Here is a 21648-nt window from a genome sequence, read left to right as displayed (position 1 = left end):
AGGATAGCGCGGCTAGCGCCAAGGCTGCCACGCGTCCGCGTACACGTTGGTATAGAGATCTTCCGTGGCCGGGTAGGGCATCGCCTCCGCCCGGTCTGTAGCATCGTTCGCCTCGGCCAGCACCGAACGCTTCAAGGCATCGGCGCTTTCCGCGGTGAGGACGCCCGCCTCGATCAGGGTGCGCTCGAAGACGGGAACCGGATCGCGCTTGCGCTGCTCCTCGACCTCCTCGCGCGAACGATAGGTCCGGTCGTCGTCGTCGGTGGTGTGGGAGAGGAACCGATAGCACTTGGCCTCGACCAGGGTCGGGCCGCCGCCCGTGCGGGCCCGATCGAGGGCCGCCTTCACGGCGGCATAGCAAGCGACCGGATCCATGCCGTCCACGATAACCCCGGGCATCCCGTAGCCGGCGGCGCGGGCCGCGACGTCTGGCTGAGCCATTTGCTTGGCGAGCGGGGTCGAGATCGCCCATTGGTTGTTCTCGCACAGAAAAACGATCGGCAGGCGATGGGCGGCGGCAAAATTGAGCGACTCGTGCCATTCGCCTTCGCTGGTCGAGCCGTCGCCGAAGGTGACGAGTACGGCGCGATCTTCTTTGCGGTACTTCATCGCGTACGCAGCGCCGACGGCATGCGGAATCTGGGCGGCGATGATCGAGCTGATCGTGTACAACCCCAGGCGTTTGCTCCCGTAGTGGTGCGGGAACTGCCGCCCCGCGCTGTGGTCGTCCTTGCGCGCGAAGAGCGAGAGCAGCACCTCGTACGGCGTCAGGCCGATCCCCAGGTTCAAGCCGAGATCGCGATAGTAGGGAACGTAGACGTCTTTGCCGCGCTCGAAGGCAAGCGCGGCGCCGGCCTGCACTGCCTCATGCCCCTCGCTCGCCGATGCGAACGGAATCTTGCCCTGGCGGTTGAGTTGAAAGCCGCGGTTCTCGAGGGTACGCTGCATCACCATCGTGCGCAGCATCGCGACCAGTTGCTCGTCGCCGAGCCCATGACGCTCGAATCGCGTCACTTCGCGGGATTTGTTTTTGGAAGCCACAACGCATCGTACTCGCCCGCCGCGAGCCCGAAATCCTGCGCGAAGGGATTGGCATCGGCACCGCGAGGCAGCAGTACGAATGCGGGGGGCGCTAACGCACGACCCTCCTAAGCGGTTGAAGCTAACAGGCAGGAGGCTTCTCGCGCTGGTAATAACTGCGTAGTGGGTTTGGGCGAAAGTTACTGCGTTACTATCGTCTAAGTACGTCCTTTTTTGGCAAGTGATCAAAAATTGCTGGATTTTTAACCTTGCGAGGGTGAGAGGTAAAGTGCGTTTAAGCCGATTCTCTGCAGCAATAGGGAGCGTCTACATCGTTGTTGGAGGCCCTTAGTCCTACGGTGGGTCGCAAGCTTACGCCCTACGAGTACGAGGTTTTGGTTAGGCTTTGTTCGCTTGATTTTGCCGGAAATGAATTTTACCTCAAGCAGCTTGAGGCATGTCGCGTGGTGGAAGAGGGTCCGTGTCACGATTTGAGATTTGTCTTTCACGATCTGGTTCAGCCGGCTCCGCACTCGGTCGAGCACTCCAGGCTTTTAGCGGAAGCGGAGTTCTTCGAACGAGGCAATCGTGGAAGTTTTCTGCTTTTTGGGAAAAGTGGGCTGTTATATTTTCTGGAAAAGGCTTCGACCAATCCGATGGCAATGATCGGATCCTGGCGCCCCGCAGTCGACACGATCGTTTTTAAGGCATATGTGCCGCCCGGATGAGTGTGTGCCTCCGGGCGCCCGTCGGATTTGTAAGCTTAATAGCGTTTGCTGCGAACTGCAGTTTTCCCGCAGCAGCGCGTTTTTACAGACGATTCCCTGCTGCTATTACCTTTTGCGCCGATTATGTACGAGGGCTTAGCTTGAGAAGAACAACAACGGTTGCTTTCATTGCGCTATCCGCATGTCTATGGCTCACTTGCGGCCACGCGTCTGCTTACGCTGAGTATTGTCCGACCCGCGTGCAGGGGTATGCCGTGCCCGATTCCGGGGCGAGTGCGCCGTCGAGTCTCTACGCGTATCGGTTGGCGGCTTTCAGCGCTCGGTCGGCTCGCGGCAACGTTACCATTAAGACGAGCGACGGTTGGTTTACAGCCGCGTTTCCTTCGGTTGCGTTGACGCAGCAAACGCTGCACATGCGCGGTAGGACCTCGGCGTACACGCGCTCGGTGTTTCGGTCGCCGGTGCTATACGTGCGCTTCGCGCATCCCGTTATGGTGCAATACATGTATGTGGGCGATGCGCAAAGTAGCGGCGATCAAATTTTCGGTTGGGATGCGAGGGGCGACGTGACCTGCCAAGCTCCGGCCGGTATCGGCATGGCGAACAATCCCTTGCATATAAATCCAGATACCGATATCGACGCGAAACACGCATTGCAAGCGCCTCCGGGGCCGAACGCCGCTGTGGCGACCGCCGCTATCGCGGGCGTCCCCGGACCGCTTGACTGCAAAGAGCCGTTCTTAGGCGCGGTTGCGACGCATTACGCCCAGCCGGACGTTCCGCTCGCGATGCAAGACGATCGCTATCGGGGCGTCGTGCTTGTGGAGATTGCGGTGGGTGCCGACGATAAGCTGGACGATGCGTGGGTGTATTCCCCATCGGGCTATCGCGAATTCGATGAGGCGGCGCTGAAAGCCGTGCGTAAAAGCAGCTATAAAGCAGGTCGCTCATTTTGCAGCGCAGCGGCCGGCTTCTATCTCTTTCGGCTCGACTTCAATATGCGTTGAGCATCTCAAGTATCGCGAGATCCAGCGCTCGCGATGCGAGGCGCTCTCTCGCCGGCGACCGCAAGGGCGGAGGGTGCTGACCGTTCGTTGAACTGCGGCTCGATGACCGCTGTATTGCAGGCGCCGGTGGCTGATTTGGTCCGGTATCGCCGGCACTTCCACGCCCATCCCGAACTCTCGCTGGAAGAGCACGCGACCGCCGCGTATATCGAGCGCGAACTGCGCAGTTTCGGCTACGACGAGTTGCGGACGGGCGTCGGGCAGACCGGCATCCTGGCAACGCTCCATGGCGGCCTCCCGGGCCCCGTCACATTGTTGCGGGCCGATATGGATGCGCTGCCGATGGATGAGACCAACGACGTCCCGTATCGCTCCACCCGAGCCGGGGTGATGCACGCGTGCGGGCACGACGGCCACATGGCGATGCTGCTCGTCGCCGCTCGCGATTTGATGCAGATGCGCGCGCAAGTGCGCGGGACGATCGTGTTCTGCTTTCAGCCGGCCGAAGAAGGGCCGGCCGGCAACAAGCTGATGATCGACGACGGCGCGCTCGAAAATCCGCACGTTGACCGGACCTTTGCGTTGCATCTCTATAGCGGGCTCGAAGCGGGCAAGGTCGGGGTACGCGACGGGGCGTTCTTCGCGGCCTCGGATCGCTTCTCGATTCTGCTCAAAGGCCGCGGCGGCCACGGCGCGATGCCGCAGCTCTCCGTCGATCCGATCGTCGGTGCCGCGCAACTGGTGACGTTGCTACAGACGATTCCTAGCCGTGAATATGCGCCCAAGGATCCGATCGTCGTCACGGTCGGCAAGCTCTCGTCGGGAACGACGTTTAACGTCATTCCCGATTATGCGGATATGCTCGGAACCGTGCGTTGCTTCGATCCCGAGGTGCGAGCCCAGATTCCACAGAGCATCGAGCGCATCGTCGAAGGGCTGTGCGACGCGCTGCGCTTGGATTACGAACTGGAGTATCTCTGGGGCTATCCGCCGACGGTCAACGATCCGGCGATGAACGATGTGGTGCGCGCGGTCGGAGCGAAACTCGTCGGCGAACGGAACGTGGTCGATCCGCACGACCTGATGATGTGGTCCGAGGACATGTCGTACATGCAACAGGAGCGCCCGGGAGCATATTTCGTCGTCGGCGTGCGAGGACCCGAAATTGGGCACGAGCCGCAGCACAGCCCGCGCTACGACATCGACGAGCGCGCGCTCGAAATCGGCTACGGCATGATGGTCGGCCTAGCGCTCCACGGCTAGCCTCGCTACGGCTTGTTGTCGAACGTTTTCGAAACGTGGTCGACGGCTTCTCGCGCGCTGCGCAAGAAGGTGTCGAAGAGCGGCTTGGCAGCGTTGGCTTGCGCCTTGAGCGCCTCGCTGCCGGATTTGAGCGCAGCATCGAGTTGATCGAGCGCCTTGTTCGTCTGCTCGTGGGTGCTGTCGGCACTATCGCGGGCTTGGGTCAGGAGCGTCTGGCGCAACGTGTCGGCCTGCTTCATGGCCTGCTCCATATACGGCTGGGCTTGCTCCTGGCCTTTGGCCATCGCCTCGGTCACTTTTTGCTGCAGGTCCTTGGCTTGTTCCATGACCTTACGCATGACGTCGTCGTTCATACATCCTCGCTTTGGGTGACGGTGAGCACCCAGCGGATCGCGCGGTTGAGTTGGTCCATTTCGCGCACGCTCCGCAGGAGCCATTGGGTAGCCGGGTCGTTTACGAACTTCTTACCGCGCTCGCGCTCCAATCGTTTCGCGTAGGCCAGCGCCTTTTCGAGCTGCTCCTCGATCGCCGGCCATTCTTGCGAGAGAGCGCGTTCGGAGGGCTCGCCGAGGCGGGCGATCGGCGGCGGCGCGGGAACTTCGGCGTACTTCATGGCAAACTCCAGCCTGACCAGCGTGTATTGATTGCGCGCGCCGATGAATGAGGCCATGAGCTGCACGAGCCGAACGTCCAGAATACCCTCCTGTTGCAGGGCCGGCGGGCGAATCCCGCCTACCTAACGAGCATAACGAATGAGCCTCGCATATCGTATGCGAAAAGGAGCCCGCGGTGCTAGATACACAGGTCCGCCGATATGTGATCGTCGGGAACGGCTTTGCCGGGACGACGGCCGCGGAGCAATTACGCAAGCACGATCCCACCTGCGAGATCACGCTTTTCGGCGACGAGCCCTACCCGCTGTACAACCGCATCTCCTTACCGCCCATGTTGCGCAAACAGATTCCCGAAGCCAAGGTCATGATGCGCACCGAAGCATGGCACGAGGAGCACGGCATCGCGCTCAAACTGCGCACGCCGGTCGAACGCATCGTTCCCGAAGAGCGCGTCGTTATCGCGAACGGCGCTTCGTATCCCTACGACGCCCTGTTGATCGCCACCGGCGGGCGTCCGAACCCGATCGGCGCTCCAGGTAGCGAGGGAGCGCACAATCTCTTCAACTTTCAATATCTCGACGACACGCGCGCGATCTCAGAACACTTGGAGACCGCGAAGATCGCGGTCGCAATCGGCGGATCGTACATCGCCTACGAACTCGCCGAAGCGTTTTCCACCCGCAAGGTCGAGACGCATTGGCTCATTCGCGGCCCGCGCTTCCTCCATCGCATGCTCGACGAAGCTGCGGGCGCTTACGTCGATGCGGCGGCGAAAGCCGACGGCGTCCACATGCACTACGGCGAGGAAGTTGAGGGCTTCGTCCGCTCGAACGGCGTGGCAACCAAAGTCCGCACGAAGAGCGGCCTCGAAATCGAGGCCGACTGCTACGGCGTCGGCTTCGGCCTCACCATGAACGTCGAGTTAGCGCAAGCGGCCGGAATCGAAACGAGCAAGAACGGCATCGTCTGCAACGACGAACTCGAAACCAGCATACCGGGTATCTATGCCGCCGGCGACATCGCCGATTTCTTCGACCCGATATTGGAGATGCGCTATCGCATGGGCACGTGGAACAATGCGGGCGCGCACGGCAAAGTCGTCGCCCTCAACATGATGGGTGGCAGCCAGAAGTATCACGACGTCCCCGAGTATTCATCGCTGCTTTTCAAAGGGCAGACGATCACGCAATTCGGCCTCTCGCCCGATCTGCAGCCCGAGATCGAGACCGCCTACAAAATCGACGCGGAGAAGCAGTGGTATCGCGCGCTCTACTTCTGGCAGGATCGTTTGGTCGGCGGCCTGATGCTCGGTAAGGGCAATCGCGCCGGCAAACGCAAGTACGTCGAAGCCATCAAAGCCAAAGAGCACTACCCGAAGCCCGAGTGGGACGCATTGCTCGACTGGACCGCTTGAGGGCTGTCCGGCCGCGTGTAGTGGTCTAAAAAGCCTGGCGGGCTATGCCGGTTTTCCGGGGACGCGCGCGGATTTCGCTTCGTGCGAAATCATCTACTCCGTTCGTGGTCGCTGCGGTCGTTTAGTCGGGCACACCGGCTTCGCTCAAATCGATATGCGCGAATGCGCGCATCGAGAGCATGTCGTAGAGCGCTTCTTCCACTCCCGGATTGCTGAGGTTGAACCACTATTGAAGAAAATAGATACGGAGCATGCGCTCCAGTTCGATGGGGCGGCGTCCGACGCCATCGCCCTTGAAATAGAACGGTTTGACGATCTGTCGCAAGCGCTTCCAGGGAACAATGCGATCCATCTTTCGCAAAAACTTCTCGCGCCGAGTCACCTTCGAATGCCGCTCGAACCCGGTTGTCGCTAACGTCATTTGCCCGCGCATGCTCATGTACAAATCATACCAGGACGATAGCTAATCTTTACACTACACCGCAGGGGTCTTTCGCAGTTCTTGAGAAGTGCGCGCTTCTAATCGTAGGAGCACATGAGGTGAGAGCGATGCGGCGTTTCCTTTTCCCGATCCTAGCGTTTACTGCAATCGCTATTGCCGGGTGCGGCGGAGGAAACGTCGTAGCTCCTTCGTTGCCAGCACCGGGGCCATCGACCAGCCCGTCGACCAGCCCGTCGGCCAGCCCCTCCGCCTCGCCGTCAGCGCAGCCCACCGGCGTGCCTGGAACCATCGCTGCGACGATCGTCAACAACAACCCGGCCGTCACGTCGAGCAGCATTCGAGTGTACATTTACGGACAGCAGAACGGATCGGGCAACACTCCCTACGAAGGCGTCAAGGCCGATGGTTCAATATACCCGTTGACGGGAGGTTCTTCGGTCATTCCGATCGCCTGGTCGGGCGGTACGGGAAATTCGGAGACGGTCTTCCTGCCTCAGTTGAAGGGGGCGCGCATATATGTTGCGAGTGGAACGGCGCTCAACTCGATTTTTACTGTCCCCGCCGGCTCCAGCGCTGGACCATCAGCACCTGCACCCTGGAACAACGATGGATCGCAAGGCGTGTACTTCGACGACATCGAGTATGCATCAGCGGCTCCGGGGCTTATAAACTTCGACCTAAGCCAGGTGGATGCCATTGGCTTAGCGCTTGAGGTGAGCGCGACCGGCTCGGGCGGCACACAAACCATCGGCTTAAAGAGTGGTGCCATTTCGGCGCTCCAATCGTCGGTCGACGGGCTAGGCGCGTCGTGGAGCCCACTTACCGGCGAAATGCCGTATCATATCCTGAATCCGCAGCATTTAACACCGCTAACACCGCCATCCTTTCTCGATTCCGCCATCATGACGGCATGGAATGCGTACAAGGGCGGCACCTGGATGGAGATAACCGCTGCTAGTTTGTCGGCCGCGGGATACAACGCCCCGCTGTACGGAACCGTCGATACACTCGGGAACTTCGACTTTTACAGCTTGCAGAATACGTCGAGCACGCTTGTGGGGACGATTAAGAGCCCCGCGACGTACGCCGCGAGTAACCCGTCAACAACGGTAACCGAGCAGATGTTCGCGCAGGACGGCGTGTTCGGTGACTTCACCACGCCGTCCACGCAATATCCAGCCCTTGGGCCAGCGGTTGGCAACCGGTTGAGCGGCGCGCTCAATAGCGGCGTGATGCAACCGGCCTCGGCGCCGAGCCCTGGCGCGCCGCTCACCGTTCAGCCGGTCTGTACCGGCCGCTTCCCCGGCCCAACGGTTGCCCCATATGAGAATCAGTTCGCTGCTGCCCTACACGCTGTAGCATTTAACTACGGGTATTCAACCGGTGTTAACCAAGGAGCCGCATACGGATACCCCTATGATGACCTCTGCGGCACCTCAACCGACACGACCAGCTCCGGCACAACGCAAATGACGATCACAATTAATCCCTCGTAGACCGTTTGCGGAGGCGACCGGCTGCGCTGCCGCGATGCCCGTGGTGCCCATGAGATCCACCCCGAAACGATCCAGTGGAAAACGCGCGCTTCATCGAAATCGTCAGGAGCTCACATCGCGGCCTAGCGAGCTGAGTGCTTGCTAAAAGACGGTCCACGCCGCGGGAGACGATTGCTGCTTCCAAAATGCCGCGAAAAGAAAACGATGGAGGGCCTTCTGAGAAGTGGGCCAGGGCCCAATTCCGGTACACCGTCAAACTAAGGGCTACGTTTTATAGGTTGGCCTAATTTTTATCCTGTGTCTTATTAGAAGACAAAGCGTCGTTAAAGCGCGTTCGGCCCTTTCATGGCGCCCGGACGTTTGGTGACCCTTGTATAGTCTCCCCGGCGTAGCCCGCCAGCGCTCTTCAGCCAACGGCTACACGCACGGGCGCGGGACCCCTGCCACCCTCTGCGAACCGGACGGGTTGGGATGCATATCCTACCCTTTGTTCGTGGAGGTACTCGATGTCGATGACTTCAACGGCGACCGAACGCGAGGGCGTGAACCACGGGCGGTTGATCGCCGGGTTTGCGATCTTCGCGTTCACGCTCGTACTCGGCTTGCTCTATGTGAAGTGGCTCCCGTATTATGCTAAGAGCCTGCTTGCGCTCACGCATCATTCGATCGGTGCGTCGATCGTTTCGGGCAAGTCCGCCGCGCCGCCGGCGGCGAGCTTCGCGGCTGCATGGCAGTATGCGCTCGCGTACTATAACGCGATTTGGCAGGCGCTGGCGTTGGCGCTCGTGCTCGGCGCCACCATTCAAGTGTTGGTTCCGCGCCGTTGGATTCACAAGCTGTTCTCCGGGCGAGATTTTCGTTCCATCGCCATTGCCGGGACGCTCTCGCTCGGCGGGATGATGTGAACGTGCTGCACCGGTCCACTGGCAGTGGGCCTTCGCAAACAGCGCGCATCGGCGGGCTCGGCGCTCGCGGTTCTTCTCGGTAGCCCCACCCTTAATCCGGCGGTGATGGTGTTCATCGCGGCCGTCGTCGGATGGCAACTCATGTTGGTGCGTTTGCTAGTCGGCATCGTTTTGGTATTCGGCGCGGCGACGCTGGCGAATCGTTTGGTCAAAGATCCGGTTGACGTGGAAGTAGACGACGCGCCGATCGAAGATGGGCGCAAGGGCGGGCTCGATCTTCTCGTTGACTGGTTGCGCCTGCTCTGGTGGGAGATCTATACGATCGTTCCCGGATACGTCGTGATCGTGCTGCTGCTCGGCGCCGCGCGCACGTGGCTCTTCCATCCGGGGCTCACGCTTGCGGGCGGGAGTATCTTGGTGCTGATCGCGCTCGCGATCGTCGGCACGCTCTTCGTCATTCCAACGGCGGGCGAGGTGCCGATCGTGCAGACGTTAATGGGCTTCGGCCTGGGCGTCGCGCCGGCGGCCGTGCTGCTCGTGACGCTTCCCGCGATTAGCCTGCCTTCGCTCTACATCGTACGCAGCGCGTTTCCGAAACGCGTGCTGGCGATGGCCGCCGGGGCGGTGGTGCTGGCCGGATTACTCGCGGGGTTGATCGTCTCGGTGATTCCCGGGTTTCACGCGTGAACGCGTAGGCCGGTCGTGGCGGTCGTGATGCCGATGCGCGCCACGATCGCCACGCCCAGCTCGCGTGCGCGAGCCGCGTAGCGTTCGGCGTGTTCGGCCGCAACCGCCACGAGCAAACCTCCCGAGGTCTGCGCGTCGCAGAGCACCAGCCGTAGGCTCTCGTCGATGCGATCGTCGAACGCTACGCCGTTCGCGAGCGCCTGCCTCAGGTTCGTGCGCGTGCCGCCCGGCACGACGCCGTCCTGGGCGAGTGCGAGCACGCCTTGGAAGAACGGAATCGCGTCGGCATCGATATCCGCGCCCACGCCGGCTCCATCGAGCATCTCGCGCAAGTGACCGATCAATCCGAACCCCGTGACGTCGGTTGCCGCATGCACGTCGCAGCCGTCCATCGCCTCGGCGGCCGCGCGATTGAGCGCCGACATCGAAACGATCGCTTCCACCATCGCCGCGTCGTCGATGGCATCCCGGCGGCGCGCGGTCGTGAGGATTCCGGTGCCGATGGCTTTGGTGAGAAAGAGGATGTCGCCGGCTTGCGCGCTCGAATTGCGGATGATCCGCTCGGGGTGGATCAAACCGGTAACCGAGAGTCCGTATTTCGGTTCCGCATCCTTGACCGTGTGGCCACCGATGACGTGGATGCCGGCTTCGCGCGCCTTCTCGGCTCCGCCGCGAAGAATCTCATGCAGAACCGCCGGATCCTGATCCTCGGGGAACCCGACGATCGCCAGCGCCGTGACCGGCGTGCCGCCCATCGCGTAGACATCCGAGAGCGCATTCGCCGCGGCGATGGCGCCGAACGTGTATGGGTCGTCGACGATCGGCGTGAAGAAATCGACCGTCTGCACGAGCGCGAGCGCCTCGTTCACGCGGTAGACGCCTGCGTCGTCGGCCGTCGATGTGCCGACCAGGACGTTGGGATCGTCGATGGGTGGTAAGCCGCGCAGAACCTGCGCGAGGACGTCGGCGTCCATTTTGGCAGCTCAACCCGCGCAAGCGGAGAGGTGCGTCAAACGGAGGATATCGGCTTTGGTCACGTGATGCAGCGTCCTTTCGGCTCTCGTGCCGCGGGAATGGGCTGGCGTGCTATTATCGCGCGCACGTCCGAAACCCCGTAATGATGTCGCGGCGTTGCGGACGGTAGAAATTTCTCCACCGCGTGCTCACCAATCGCCCGCGCGTGGTCCACGCGCCGCCGCGCAGGACGTAGTGGTTGCCGAACCACGGCTCGGAATACTCGCGATACGGATCCGGAGCGAACCCCGGGTATGGGCCGAACGCGCTCGACGTCCACTCCCAGACGTTCCCGATCATCTGGCGCGCGCCGAACGGGCTCTCGCCGCTCTCGAAGGCACCCACGTCCACGACGTCGCCGTACCATGCGTCGAGATTGCATCGCTCGGGCGCCGGCATCGCTTCACCCCACGGGTACCGGCGATGGGTGCCCCCGGTCGCGGCAACCTCCCACTCGGCCTCGGTGGGCAGCCGCCGGTCCGCGAAAGCGCAATAGGCCTGCGCTTCATAGAGACTGACGTGCACGACGGGTTCGTTCGGGCGTAGCGCGCTCCAGCGATCGAAGTGGCAGCGCTCCCAAGCCCCGTCGTTACGGCGCCAATACTTCGGATGCTCGGCCGCCTCGCGTTCGCGCCACGCCCAGCCTTCATCGCTCCAGTACGTCCGCGTTTCGTATCCGCGTGCGTCAACGAACGCCGCGTACTCGCGGTTGGTTACCGGCGCGCGCGCGATGGCGTACGCCGCGAGCGTAACGTCGTGCTCCCACTTTTCATTGTCGAACACGAATCCGTCGCTTGGACGGGCGCCGATGCGATACGTGCCGCCCGGAACCGCGCAATCGCCTTCGAGGCCGCCGGCAGGTTCGATGCTGCGGTACGGCATGACCGGACGCGGATATCCGAGTGTCTGGCGCGTATAGACGAACGCTTCCGCATGCATGTCTTCGTGATGGAGCGCGAGCTGGTGGAGGTATGCGTCGGCTGCGGCAAGATCCGTCGCCGGTAATCGCTCCAGCATCTCTTCCAGTTGCTGCGCCAAAAACGCGAACGTTCGCTCGCGCGTGGGGAGTGGAAGCGTCCAGCGATCGTCGTGCGGAATTTTGGCGGAATCGTAGAGGCGGTCGGCGCCCTCGATGAGCGGCGCGCGTCCGCGCAACTGACGCAGCGTCCAAAACTCGGCGAAATAGCCGACGTGCCCCAGCTCCCAGAGTACCGGATTGATCACGTCGAGCATGGGGACGACGTACTGCTCGTCACGCAGATCCGCGACGTATGCGAGCGTCCGCGCGCGGGCGTCCCGTAAGGCTTGGGCGATGGGCGAGCTTGCTTTGGTCTCTAGCATCCGTCTCTTCCCCGAGGGCGAACGTGCGGTAGGGCGAATCTGCGGCCTGTGACCATACGGAAGCATTCGCGAACGATCGTCATAATCGCTCCCACGGCCGCCACGGCGCGGACCGGAAACGCGCATACCGCGGCTCGCTACGCGTCTTTTTTTCGCTCCGGGGGCTGGCGCGTACGCGTGCGCGAGCGCTGGGGCGGAGAAGCCTGCGACGTGTTGGTGGCATTACACGCCCGTAAGAGCGCTCGTTCGGCCCTCGCGTTTGCGCGCGCCTTCCCCGACCGTCCGCTCGTCGTGGTGATGACGGGGACCGATCTGTATCGTGACATCGCGAGCAGCAAGCTCGCGCAGCGCGCGATGTGCGCCGCGCATGCGATCGTTACGCTCCAGCCGGACGGTATTGGCTATCTCCCGCGCGCCGTCCGAGCGAAGGCGCGCGCGATCGTGCAGTCGTCGCCCGCGCGGACAGGCGCGGTATCGCGTCGCGCGGGACTGAAGGTCTGCGTACTCGGGCATCTGCGATACGAGAAGGACCCGTTGCGCGCGGCTTATGCGTTGCAGAGGCTATCGCGCGACGTACCGATTCGCGTCATTCAAGCCGGGGCGGCCCTGCAGCCGCGCTTTGCGAGTGCCGCCGAGCGCATCGCGCGCGCCGATGCACGGTACCGATGGCTCGGCGAGGTCACGCACGCACGCGCGCTGCGAATCCTGCGGCAGAGCGATCTGCTCGTGCTCTCGTCGCGCATGGAAGGAGGTGCCAACGTGCTCAGCGAGGCGATCGCTGCCGGCGTCCCGGTTGTCGCTTCGGATATCTCCGGGAATCGGGGGATCCTGGGCGCATCGTATCCGGGCTATTACCCCGTAGGCGATACCGCCGCGTGTGCGGCATTACTCGAACGCTTCGCGCGCGACCCGCGATTCGCGCTCGCGTTGCGGCGGCGCGTTCGTGCGCTGGCCGCGCTGGTGCGCCCTGCGCGCGAGCGTCGTCTGTGGCTCTCGCTCCTGCGCGAACTGCCCTCTTAACGGTGGAACAGCACGGCAAGGATCGTCGTGATCCATGTCCCGACGATCAACGCGGTCATCCGCCACTGTAGGCCGTCGATCTTCGCCGCTAGCCCGTCGCGAACGCCGTCGATCTTCGCCGTTAGCCCGTCGCGAACGCCGTCGAGCTGCGCCGTTAGCCCGTCGCGAACGCCATCGATCTTTCGATCGAGCCCGTCGATGCGGGCCTCTAGCTGCCCGAATCGCTGATCGATCTGTCCAAACCGTTGATCGACCTGGGCGAAGCGCGCCTCGATGTTTTGCGCCAGATCGCTCAGCCGGTGGTCGATCTGTTCGAATGACCCCTCCAACCGGGCCAAGCGCGGCTCCCAGGGCTGCATGCTCATCATGCCCATCCTATCACGACGCGGGGCTATCGTGGAAAGAGGTGCGCCGTGCGGTGACTCACGTCGCGAGAGATTCCTTGACGGCCAGCACGAAATCGTCGATGTCGTCCTCCGTCGTGGCCCAATGCGTCATCCAGCGAACTTCCGGCAGCGATTCGTCGAAGGTGTAGAAGAAGACGCGTTCTTGAGCGCGCGCGATCGCCGCGCGATCCATGGTGGCAAAGATGGCGTTACAGCGGGCGTTGCGCGTGATGCGCACGCCTTCGATCGTCCGGATGCGTTCGAGCAAGCGGGCCGCCATGGCGTTGGCATGCGAAGCGTATCGAAGCCAGCGATCCTCGGTGAGCAGCGCCTCGAACTGCGCCGCGACGTAGCGCATCTTCGAAGCCAGTTGCATGCCCTGTTTGCGGGCGAACGGCGCCACGTTCGCCGCGAGCGTGGGATCGAAGAAGCAGATGGCCTCGCCGAACATCAAGCCGTTCTTGGTGCCTCCGAAGGTGAGCATATCGACGCCCAAATCGACGGTAAGCGCGCGCGGCGTCGTCCCGAGCGCGGCCGCCGCGTTCGAAATGCGCGCGCCGTCGACGTGAACGTAGAGACCGCGCGCGTGGGCGAACGCGCAGAGCTCGCGAACCTCGTCCGGTTCGTAGACGTCGCCGTACTCGGTCGATTGCGAGATCGAGATGACGCGCGGCTGCGGATGGTGTTCGTCGTGGCCCGCGTGCAGATAGGGCTCGAGATCCGCGATGCGCAGCTTGCCGTCACTCGTGGGAATCGGGATCACTTTCGATCCGGTGAAGCGTTCGAACGCGCCGCATTCGTCGGTCTGGAGGTGCGCGGTGAGCGGGCAGAGCACGGCCTCCCAGGGCTTGGTCACGCAACTGAGCGCGACGACGTTCGCGCCGGTGCCATTGAAGGCAAAATAGACATCGGTACGCTCGCCGAAATGTTCGCGAAAGCGCTCGATCGCTCGCTGCGTCCATTCGTCGCGCCCGTATCCAACGGCATCACCGTGGTTGGCATCGAGGATTGCCGCAAGGATCTCCGGCGCGATTGGAGCGTTGTTGTCGCTGGCGAAGCTGCGCTTCATATCGCGCCGGCATAGACGGAACTCTGCATATCGTGCCCTAACTTCCCCACGGATGCAGAACGCCACCTACCGGGAGCTCGAAGCGCGTTGGAAATCCCTTCGGCGCTCGCGCGACGACGTTGCGGTGCGAGAGGTCGCCTGCGTCAACGCACCGCGGACCTTGCTGTGCGTCGAAGTCGGGAATCCCGCGCTGCCGTGCATCGCGTTGAGCGCGGGCGTCCATGGGGACGAACCCGCCGGACCCGCGGCGCTCCTGCGATTGGCGGAAACCGGCGCGCTCGACCGGCGCTATGCCTATCGCATCTGGCCGTGCACGAACCCGAGCGGCTACGACGCGCGGACGCGCGAGAGCGTCGACGGCCTCGACGTTAATCGCACCTTTGGTCGCGGCGGCCAATCTCCTGAAGCCCGCGCGATCGTCACGTCCAACCGCAATCGCAAATTCGCCCTCTCGATCGACCTTCACGAAGATCGGGATGCGGCGGGGTTTTACTGCTACGAGTACGGTGGAGACGAGCTGGGAGTGGCGGTCGTGGCGGCGATCGACCGGGCCGGCTTGCCGGTCGAGCCGCTCGTGGCGCTCGATCTCGGCTCGCCGCTGGCGATGAAGGTGATGACGTTCCAGCGGGGGCGCATCACCGCCGACCATCGCGCCGAGGGCGGCATCGTCGGAGGGCTCTCGTATTCGCTCCTGCTCGCCCGAGGCGCGGCCGCCCGGGTGCTGACGCACGAAACGCCCGGCGCGCATGCGTGGGAAGCCCGGCTCTCCATGCACGAGATTGCAGTGACGGCTGCGATCGACGCACTTTCTCAGGGTTTTCACAAATGATCGTTTAGGTGTAGCTCGAACCGTTGATGCAATCTGCTTTTCCGGAGTGTTGTACAACGTATGCCGCAGCGCGATCAACTTGAAGTCGACGTTCTCTTCGTGGGTGCCGGTCCCGCCAGCTTGGCGGGAGCGATCCGCCTCGCCCAACTCGCCAAGGACGCCGGGCGGGAACTGGAGATTCTCGTCATCGATAAAGCTGCGGAGATCGGCAACCACGGGCTCTCCGGCGCCGTCATGGACCCGCGTGCGCTGGCTGAGCTGTTGCCGAACTGGCTCGAACTCGGGGCACCGGTCGAATCGCCGGTGACGAGCGATGAGCTGTGGTTCCTCACCGCGGGCGGCAAGATCAAGGCGCCGTTCACGCCGCCGCCGCTGAACAATCACGGAAAATACGTCGCCTCGCTGCAGCGCATGTCGAAGTGGCTGGGCGCGCAGGCCGAGGCGCTCGGAGTACAGGTCTTCGGCGAATTTCCAGGCCAGGAGTTGCTATGGGAAGGCGACCGCGTCATCGGCGTGCGGACCGGCGATAAGGGCGTCGATCATCAAGGCAGCCCGAAAGCGAATTACGAGCCCGGTGCGGACTTGCTGGCCAAGATCGTCATTCTGGGCGAAGGGCCGCGCGGCACGCTTGCCAAGCAGGCGATACCGCGCCTCGGGCTCGACGAGGGCAAAGAGCCGATGGTCTATGCGGCCGGCGTCAAGGAACTCTGGCAGCTGCCCGACGGTCGTTTCCCTGCGGGGAGCGTCGTGCATACGCTCGGCTATCCGTTACCGCGCGAAACGTTCGGCGGAGGCTTCATCTATGGGATGAGCGGCAACGTCCTGGACATCGGTCAGGTCACCGGCTTGGATTACAAGAATCCGACGACCGACCCGCACAACGAATTGCAACGGCTCAAAGAACACCCCGCGATTCGTGCGCTCCTGGACGGCGCGAAACTGATTCGGTACGGCGCCAAGGCGATACCGGAGGGCGGGTTCTTCGCGATGCCGCGCCCGTATGCCGACGGGCTGATGCTGGTCGGCGATTCGGCCGGGTTCCTCAACGGCATGCGGCTCAAAGGCATTCATCTCGCAATGAAGTCCGGCATGATGGCGGCGGAGACGGCATGGGAAGCCCTTTCCGCCGAACGTTACGACGCCGATCAATTACGGGCGTACGAACGGCGTTTCAAGGATTCGTGGGCGTATGGCGAGATGCGCAGCTCTCGTAATTTCCATCAGGGCTTCGAACACGGCATGTGGGCGGGCATGTTCAATGCGGGGCTCTCCACGTTTACCGGCGGACGCGCGTTCGGCTTCATCGATAAGCTGCATGCTAAGCCGGGCTATGAGATGATGGAGAAGGCGGGGTATCGTCCAACCGAGACCCCGCGCGCCAAAATCGATAACGTGTTGACGTTCGATAAGCTTACCGACGTCTTCAATTCGGGTACGATTCACGAAGAGGACCAGCCCTCGCATCTGCACGTCGCGGATACGAACGTCTGTCGCGATCGCTGCACCGTCGAATACGGCAATCCATGTGCGTATTTCTGCCCCGCCAAAGTCTACGAGCCGATGTTCGAAAAGAACGGCGACGGCGGCATCGACGGCCGCTTGCAGATCAACTTCACCAATTGCGTGCATTGCAAGACGTGCGATATCGCCGATCCCTATCAGATCATCACCTGGGTACCGCCGCAAGGCGGCGAAGGACCCGTCTATACCGGCATGTAGCGGCCATTGTCCGCGCCGTGCGTGCGCGGATGGCGTAGTATTAGGGGCACATGATCGGAGCACATAAGGGCGGCGACGTCGCCGTGGTCGGCGCGGGCCTGATCGGGCTGGCCATCGCATTCGAGCTGGCGGAACGGGGCGCGGCCGTGCGCGTCTTCGATCGCGGGGAGCCCGGCCGGGCGGCCTCCTGGGCGGGTGCCGGGATGCTCGCTCCCTACACCGAGCACATCGATGATGAAAACGTGCTCGAACTCTGCGAACGCTCCCTGGGCGCCTACCCCGAGTTTGCCGAGCGAGTACGGGCCGCCAGCGGTATCGATCCCCAGCTTCGTCTGAATGGCATCGTTCACGCGGCCTTCGATGCGTCCGGCGTGGCGCGTCTGAGCGCGCACGCCCTCGATTTGGCGCGGCGCGGCGTCGCGCACGACATTCTGGATCGCGAGCAGACGCTAGCGTTCGAGCCTTGGCTTGGAACGCATGTCGCGGGCTCGCTGTTGGTGCGCGACGAGGGGTCGATCGATAACCGCCGATTCGGCCGAGCGCTTGCTGCGGCATGCGATGCGCGCGGCGTAACGTTCGTGAGAGAGGCGACCGACCTCGCGGTTGAGTGCGACGATCGGCGCGTCCTAGGCGTACGCAGCGAACGCGGATTTGCGGCCTGCTCGATCGTGGTCAATGCTACCGGCGCGTGGGCGGAACAACTGCCCGGCGTCCCGCTATCGGCACGCCCTCCGGTGCGACCGGTCAAAGGGCAGATGTTGGCCCTCGCGGTGCCGCGCGGCTTCGTCCGCCACACCACGTGGCTGCCGGGCGCATATCTGGTGCCTCGCGACGATGGCCGCCTACTGGTGGGGGCCACGGTTGAAGACGAAGACTTCGATCAGCGGGTCACGGCCTCCGGGATTCGTCAGCTCCTCAATGCGGCGCTCTCCGCAGCCCCCGCGCTGGGTGCGTTCTCGATCGGCGAAACGTGGGCGGGCCTGCGCCCCGGAACGCCCGACGGACGCCCGTATCTCGGCCCGACCCCGATCGAAGGCCTCTTGCTTGCGACCGGACACTTCCGCAACGGGATTCTGCTCGCGCCGATTACGGCCAAGCTTCTGGCATCGTATATCGACGGTTCGCTCGCTCAGGGTGCCCTCGATGCTTTCGGCCTGGCGCGGGGCGGGACGGAAGCGCCGGACGCGCATCGAACGGGCATAGCATGAGAGTGACCGTGAACGGAGATCTCAGAGAGCTTCCGGACGGCTTGACCGTCGGTTCCCTTTTGGCCCTGCTCGGTACGCCGCAGTCCGGCATTGCGGTCGCCAGGAACGAGCGCGTGGTGCGCCGCGGCGAATACCACCAGCATCCCGTGGCCGACGGCGATCGCATCGAAATCATCAAGGCGGTCGCAGGTGGATAATACGGACGTACTTACGATCGGCACTTACACGCTTTCATCGCGATTGATCGTCGGCACGGGCAAGTATCCTTCCCTCGAGATCATGCAGGCAGCGCATGCCGCCAGTGGCGCCGATATGGTGACGGTGGCGATTCGCCGCATCGATCTCAACGATGCCTCGGGTAAAACGATGATCGATTACATCGATCGCTCGAAGATGCGCATTCTCCCAAACACGGCGGGATGCTACACGGCGCAGGATGCCGTGTTGACGGCCCAACTCGCGCGTGAGTTGCTCGGCACGGATTTGATTAAACTCGAGGTGATCGGCGATCCGCAAACGCTCTATCCGGACTCGCGCGAGACGCTACGGGCGGCGCAGATCCTGGTTGACGACGGTTTCACGGTGCTGCCCTACATCGGAGACGATCCGGTGGTGTGCAAGCAACTCGAGGAGATCGGTTGCGCGGCGGTCATGCCGCTAGCCGCGCCGATCGGCAGCGGCCTAGGCGTGTGCAACCCGTATTCGATCCGCATTATCAAAGAGCGCGCGCGCGTTCCCGTCATCGTCGATGCGGGCGTCGGCACCGCCTCCGACGCAGCGATCGCTTTGGAGATCGGTGCGGACGCGTTGTTGATGAATACCGGCATCGCCGCCGCACGCGACCCGGTGATGATGGCTCACGCGATGCGACATGCGGTCATCGCGGGGCGCCAAGCGTATCTCGCCGGAAGAATGCCCAAGCGGCTCTATGCGAACGCCTCGAGCCCGATGGAGAACCTCATCTCGGTGGGTTCTCACGAGGGCGCCGCGCGACCGTAAACCAATGCCGCGCGCCCGATAAGGGCGCATTGAGATGTGCCCACGTGCCGGCGATATCGTCAACGCACCGTTCTTCGAGCCGTTCGACGATAAACGAACGTTCGAGCATCCGCCGTAGATCCGCCGCATCGAAGTACGCGTGAGGCACCCCGCGTTCGTCGCCATCGGCCGGCGCGAACGTGGCGGGAGCGATCTGCTCGCCCACCCCAAAACGCGCATCGCGCGTCGATCCAAAGGTTGCGAACAGGGGCGCGCCCGCATCGAGAAGCGCTGCGATTCGTACCAGCGCATCTGCGATCTCCGCAGGGCGCCCGTGCAGCAGCGCATGCGTGCTCAAGGCGGCGGCAAAACGTTGATTCTGAGGAAGATCGCCATAGCCGCCGGTCGACGTTACCTCGAAGCGCGCCCGCGCTAAGGCATGGGTATTTCGGCCGCTTCCGCGGCCGATTTCGAGAACGCGAGCGCCTACAGCGCGCCGCATATCCTCGATCAGCGCGAGCGCGAGCGGGTGCGGCTGACGGAGAGGGGGGTGTTCTGGCGAATCAGGCATCATCTATGTCAACGCAGACGCTGATTATCGTCGTCGGTGGCGACTACCTGGCATTCGAAATCTGCCGCGAGCTATTGAAGACGGGCGGCCAGCAAGTCGTTTTGGTTTGGCGCCACGAAGAGGAGCGCGCGGCGAGGCTGCTCGCGCGCGAGGCCGGCGACCTTGCCGAAGAGTTCGGCGATGCGTTCTCTTTCGTCAACGAGGACCCCACCGAACCGGCCACGTTGCGGAACGCCGGGCTGCGAGCGCACACCTGGGGCGAAGTGCACTCGAACTACTGCATCGTCGCGGTTTCACAGGACGACCGGCTCAATCTGCGCGTCGTGCTGATGGCGCGCGATATCAACGACAGCATTCGCGTCACGCTGCGACAGTTCAATCCGCTCCTGGGGCACAAGATTCAGGAGGGTCTCAAACACAATTGCACGGCCATCTCACCGGCGGCCTATGCGGCTGCAACCTATGCGGCTGCCGCCGTCGATCCGTCGTGCTGTTACGCGCTGCCGTTCCCGACGTTTGAAACGCTCGCATCGCGGGTCGCACACCGTCACGAGCGCGTCTTCGAGCCGGACGCCATCGCGGAGGAAGCGGCGACGGGGCTGTTCGGCTTTTGCGATCGTACCGCGGCCGATTTCGGGATCGCCGGACTGACGATATCGGCGGCGGAGGCTCGGTTACAGGCGCGCATCGTCGCCGTCGACGGCATCGCTCCGTACTTATGCTACGGCGAGAACGACGTTGCCGATACGCAGCTCCTCACACGCCTGCTCGAGCAAGACGATCGCGTCGTCGCCTTCGGCCCGATCTTGCACCTAAAAAAGAGCTGGCCGCGTTCGCAGGCCCGTGGGCGCTCCGATCGGATGGAGCGGCTCCAAGGCATGCTCGGCGACCTCTCGTCGTCGTTCAAGCGCACCGAGCCGGTCCTGCGGACGGTCTTTTACATCGGCATCGTGCTTTACGTGACGTTCGTGGCGTTTTTCGCCTGGGCTCTCAAACTCAACGTGCTTGCCTCGATGTACTACGTCATGGCGACGATGACGACCGTGGGGTACGGAGATATAACGCCGTGCGGCGACTGCGCTCGCGCTCCGATGAGCGCGCATACGATGCTTGCGGTAGCGGTGGCGATGGGCGTCATGCTCGCGGGTATCAGCGTGTTTGCGGTGTTTACGGCATCCATTACGTCGGCTCTCAATGCGGCGACGACGCGCCGAACGCGCGGGCTGCGCCGCATTCATCGTAGCGACCACGTCATCGTGTGCGGTGCCGGTAACGTCGGCTCTCTAGTCATCGACTATCTTCGCGAGCTTGGCGAGCACGTGGTCGTCGTCGAGCGAAACCCGGACGCACTTCTGATCGAATTAGCCCGAGACCGCAAGATCGACCTCCTGACCGGAGATGCGACCAACGATGAAACCATCGCGTATTGCTCTCCCGAGCGCGCCAAGAGTCTCGTCGGCGTCACGAACAGCGACACCGCAAATCTCGAGGCCGCCTTGGGGGCGCGCACGCGCATGCGCGAACGAGGGAACGGCGATTTGCACGTCGTGCTCCGAATCGACGATTTAGCCTTCGGCGCCTCGGTTAAACGCCATTTCGGCGTCCCATCGTTCTCGACAACCGAACTGACCGCTCCAACCATCGCCGGGCTTGCGCGTTTCGAGACCACGCGCGGGCGTTTAGATCTGTACGCCGGCAGCGAGATCGCGCGGACCTTTCAACTCGCCGAGCGCCATCAATCGTCGGAAAATCTTCCGCCGCCCGCTCCACCGGAGCGCGACGGTTACCGGGTCCAGTGGATCCCGCTCTTCGTGTGGAGAGATGATGGCGGCATGGGGAAAGGAGTAGCGGTTCCCGTACACAAGTTCCAAGGGGACGTGCGGCCGGGCGACCGGCTTTTGTTCATGGTTCCGCTCGATCAGTTTGTGTAGAAAGGC

21 protein-coding genes and 2 pseudogenes are annotated in these 21648 nt (G+C 63.0%); 14 read left to right on the top strand and 9 right to left on the bottom strand.

The genetic code is table 11. The features are described 5' to 3' along the window. Positions 1-12 precede the first annotated feature (12 nt). Positions 13-966 carry a thiamine pyrophosphate-dependent dehydrogenase E1 component subunit alpha gene (locus VMW12_00935; protein HUZ48282.1) on the bottom strand — a complete coding sequence of 318 codons (954 nt, stop codon included), beginning with the start codon at positions 964-966 and terminating at the stop codon, positions 13-15. 413 nt (positions 967-1379) lie between these two features. Here VMW12_00935 and VMW12_00930 point away from each other — a divergent pair, with 413 nt between their 5' ends. From VMW12_00930 to VMW12_00920, 3 genes are all read left to right on the top strand, one after another. Beyond that, positions 1380-1748 (top strand): hypothetical protein, encoded by a 369-nt coding sequence (locus VMW12_00930; protein HUZ48281.1) that lies wholly within the window; start codon positions 1380-1382, stop codon positions 1746-1748. A gap of 254 nt (positions 1749-2002) precedes the next feature. After that, on the top strand, positions 2003-2755 hold the full coding sequence (locus VMW12_00925; protein ID HUZ48280.1) for a TonB family protein: 753 nt from the start codon (positions 2003-2005) through the stop codon (positions 2753-2755). Between the two features lie 102 nt (positions 2756-2857). Further along, positions 2858-4018, top strand: a complete 1161-nt coding sequence (locus VMW12_00920; protein ID HUZ48279.1) for a M20 family metallopeptidase — start codon at positions 2858-2860, stop codon at positions 4016-4018. Between the two features lie 5 nt (positions 4019-4023). Here the strand turns inward: VMW12_00920 and VMW12_00915 are convergent, their stop codons facing one another. Further along, positions 4024-4371: a hypothetical protein gene (locus VMW12_00915; GenBank protein ID HUZ48278.1), complete on the bottom strand. Its 348-nt coding sequence runs from the start codon at positions 4369-4371 to the stop codon at positions 4024-4026. Next, complete coding sequence (locus VMW12_00910) at positions 4368-4697, bottom strand: hypothetical protein (GenBank protein ID HUZ48277.1); 330 nt, start codon at positions 4695-4697, stop codon at positions 4368-4370. Before VMW12_00910 ends, VMW12_00915 begins: the two co-directional genes overlap by 4 nt. A 110-nt stretch (positions 4698-4807) precedes the next feature. Between VMW12_00910 and VMW12_00905 the strand changes: the two genes are divergently transcribed. Continuing rightward, complete coding sequence (locus tag VMW12_00905; GenBank protein HUZ48276.1) at positions 4808-6046, top strand: NAD(P)/FAD-dependent oxidoreductase; 1239 nt, start codon at positions 4808-4810, stop codon at positions 6044-6046. A gap of 124 nt (positions 6047-6170) precedes the next feature. On the opposite strand, the pseudogene VMW12_00900 reads toward VMW12_00905, so the two are convergent. Continuing rightward, a pseudogene (locus VMW12_00900) lies at positions 6171-6479 on the bottom strand (transposase). Positions 6480-6763: 284 nt separating this feature from the next. Between VMW12_00900 and VMW12_00895 the strand changes: the two are divergent. From VMW12_00895 to VMW12_00885, 3 genes and pseudogenes are all read left to right on the top strand, one after another. After that, positions 6764-7984 (top strand): beta-1,3-glucanase family protein, encoded by a 1221-nt coding sequence (locus VMW12_00895; protein ID HUZ48275.1) that lies wholly within the window; start codon positions 6764-6766, stop codon positions 7982-7984. 512 nt (positions 7985-8496) lie between these two features. After that, positions 8497-8889 carry a hypothetical protein gene (locus VMW12_00890; GenBank protein HUZ48274.1) on the top strand — a complete coding sequence of 131 codons (393 nt, stop codon included), beginning with the start codon at positions 8497-8499 and terminating at the stop codon, positions 8887-8889. 15 nt (positions 8890-8904) lie between these two features. Next, a pseudogene (locus VMW12_00885) lies at positions 8905-9576 on the top strand (permease). Here VMW12_00885 and selD read toward each other — a convergent pair. Further along, complete coding sequence (gene selD / locus VMW12_00880; protein HUZ48273.1) at positions 9567-10550, bottom strand: selenide, water dikinase SelD; 984 nt, start codon at positions 10548-10550, stop codon at positions 9567-9569. The pseudogene VMW12_00885 and the gene selD overlap by 10 nt on opposite strands. Before the next feature lie 115 nt (positions 10551-10665). Continuing rightward, on the bottom strand, positions 10666-11931 hold the full coding sequence (gene senA / locus VMW12_00875; protein ID HUZ48272.1) for a selenoneine synthase SenA: 1266 nt from the start codon (positions 11929-11931) through the stop codon (positions 10666-10668). Positions 11932-11979: 48 nt separating this feature from the next. Between senA and senB the strand changes: the two genes are divergently transcribed. Beyond that, a complete protein-coding gene (senB, locus tag VMW12_00870; GenBank protein ID HUZ48271.1) occupies positions 11980-12951 on the top strand; it encodes a selenoneine biosynthesis selenosugar synthase SenB in 972 nt (323 codons plus the stop codon). Here senB and VMW12_00865 read toward each other — a convergent pair. Both VMW12_00865 and VMW12_00860 read right to left on the bottom strand, forming a co-directional pair. Then, entirely contained in the window at positions 12948-13319 is a 372-nt protein-coding gene (locus VMW12_00865) for a hypothetical protein (GenBank protein HUZ48270.1), read from the bottom strand. The two genes, senB and VMW12_00865, sit on opposite strands and share 4 nt — an antisense overlap. 55 nt (positions 13320-13374) lie before the next feature. Then, positions 13375-14406 (bottom strand): low specificity L-threonine aldolase, encoded by a 1032-nt coding sequence (locus VMW12_00860; protein HUZ48269.1) that lies wholly within the window; start codon positions 14404-14406, stop codon positions 13375-13377. A gap of 52 nt (positions 14407-14458) precedes the next feature. On the opposite strand from VMW12_00860, the gene VMW12_00855 reads away from it, so the two are divergent. Genes VMW12_00855 through VMW12_00835 form a run of 5 tightly spaced genes read left to right on the top strand, consistent with a single transcriptional unit; the run spans position 14459 to position 19161 of the window. Beyond that, positions 14459-15235, top strand: coding sequence for a succinylglutamate desuccinylase/aspartoacylase family protein (locus tag VMW12_00855; GenBank protein HUZ48268.1), 777 nt, complete (start codon positions 14459-14461; stop codon positions 15233-15235). Positions 15236-15295: 60 nt separating this feature from the next. Further along, complete coding sequence (locus tag VMW12_00850; protein HUZ48267.1) at positions 15296-16954, top strand: electron transfer flavoprotein-ubiquinone oxidoreductase; 1659 nt, start codon at positions 15296-15298, stop codon at positions 16952-16954. A gap of 50 nt (positions 16955-17004) precedes the next feature. After that, a complete protein-coding gene (gene thiO, locus VMW12_00845; GenBank protein HUZ48266.1) occupies positions 17005-18162 on the top strand; it encodes a glycine oxidase ThiO in 1158 nt (385 codons plus the stop codon). 8 nt (positions 18163-18170) lie between these two features. Then, positions 18171-18359: a sulfur carrier protein ThiS gene (gene thiS / locus VMW12_00840; protein HUZ48265.1), complete on the top strand. Its 189-nt coding sequence runs from the start codon at positions 18171-18173 to the stop codon at positions 18357-18359. Further along, positions 18352-19161: a thiazole synthase gene (locus tag VMW12_00835; GenBank protein ID HUZ48264.1), complete on the top strand. Its 810-nt coding sequence runs from the start codon at positions 18352-18354 to the stop codon at positions 19159-19161. The genes thiS and VMW12_00835 overlap by 8 nt, the downstream gene beginning before the upstream one ends. On the opposite strand, the gene VMW12_00830 is transcribed toward VMW12_00835, so the two are convergent. Then, positions 19121-19714, bottom strand: a complete 594-nt coding sequence (locus tag VMW12_00830; GenBank protein HUZ48263.1) for a hypothetical protein — start codon at positions 19712-19714, stop codon at positions 19121-19123. The two genes, VMW12_00835 and VMW12_00830, sit on opposite strands and share 41 nt — an antisense overlap. A 2-nt stretch (positions 19715-19716) precedes the next feature. Between VMW12_00830 and VMW12_00825 the strand changes: the two genes are divergently transcribed. Then, positions 19717-21642 carry an NAD-binding protein gene (locus VMW12_00825; protein ID HUZ48262.1) on the top strand — a complete coding sequence of 642 codons (1926 nt, stop codon included), beginning with the start codon at positions 19717-19719 and terminating at the stop codon, positions 21640-21642. Positions 21643-21648: the final 6 nt, after the last annotated feature.

It is taken from the genome of Candidatus Dormiibacterota bacterium (assembly GCA_035532835.1).
GTDB lineage: Bacteria > Vulcanimicrobiota > Vulcanimicrobiia > Vulcanimicrobiales > Vulcanimicrobiaceae > DAHUXY01.
This window is presented reverse-complemented; position numbering and strand designations above follow the sequence as displayed.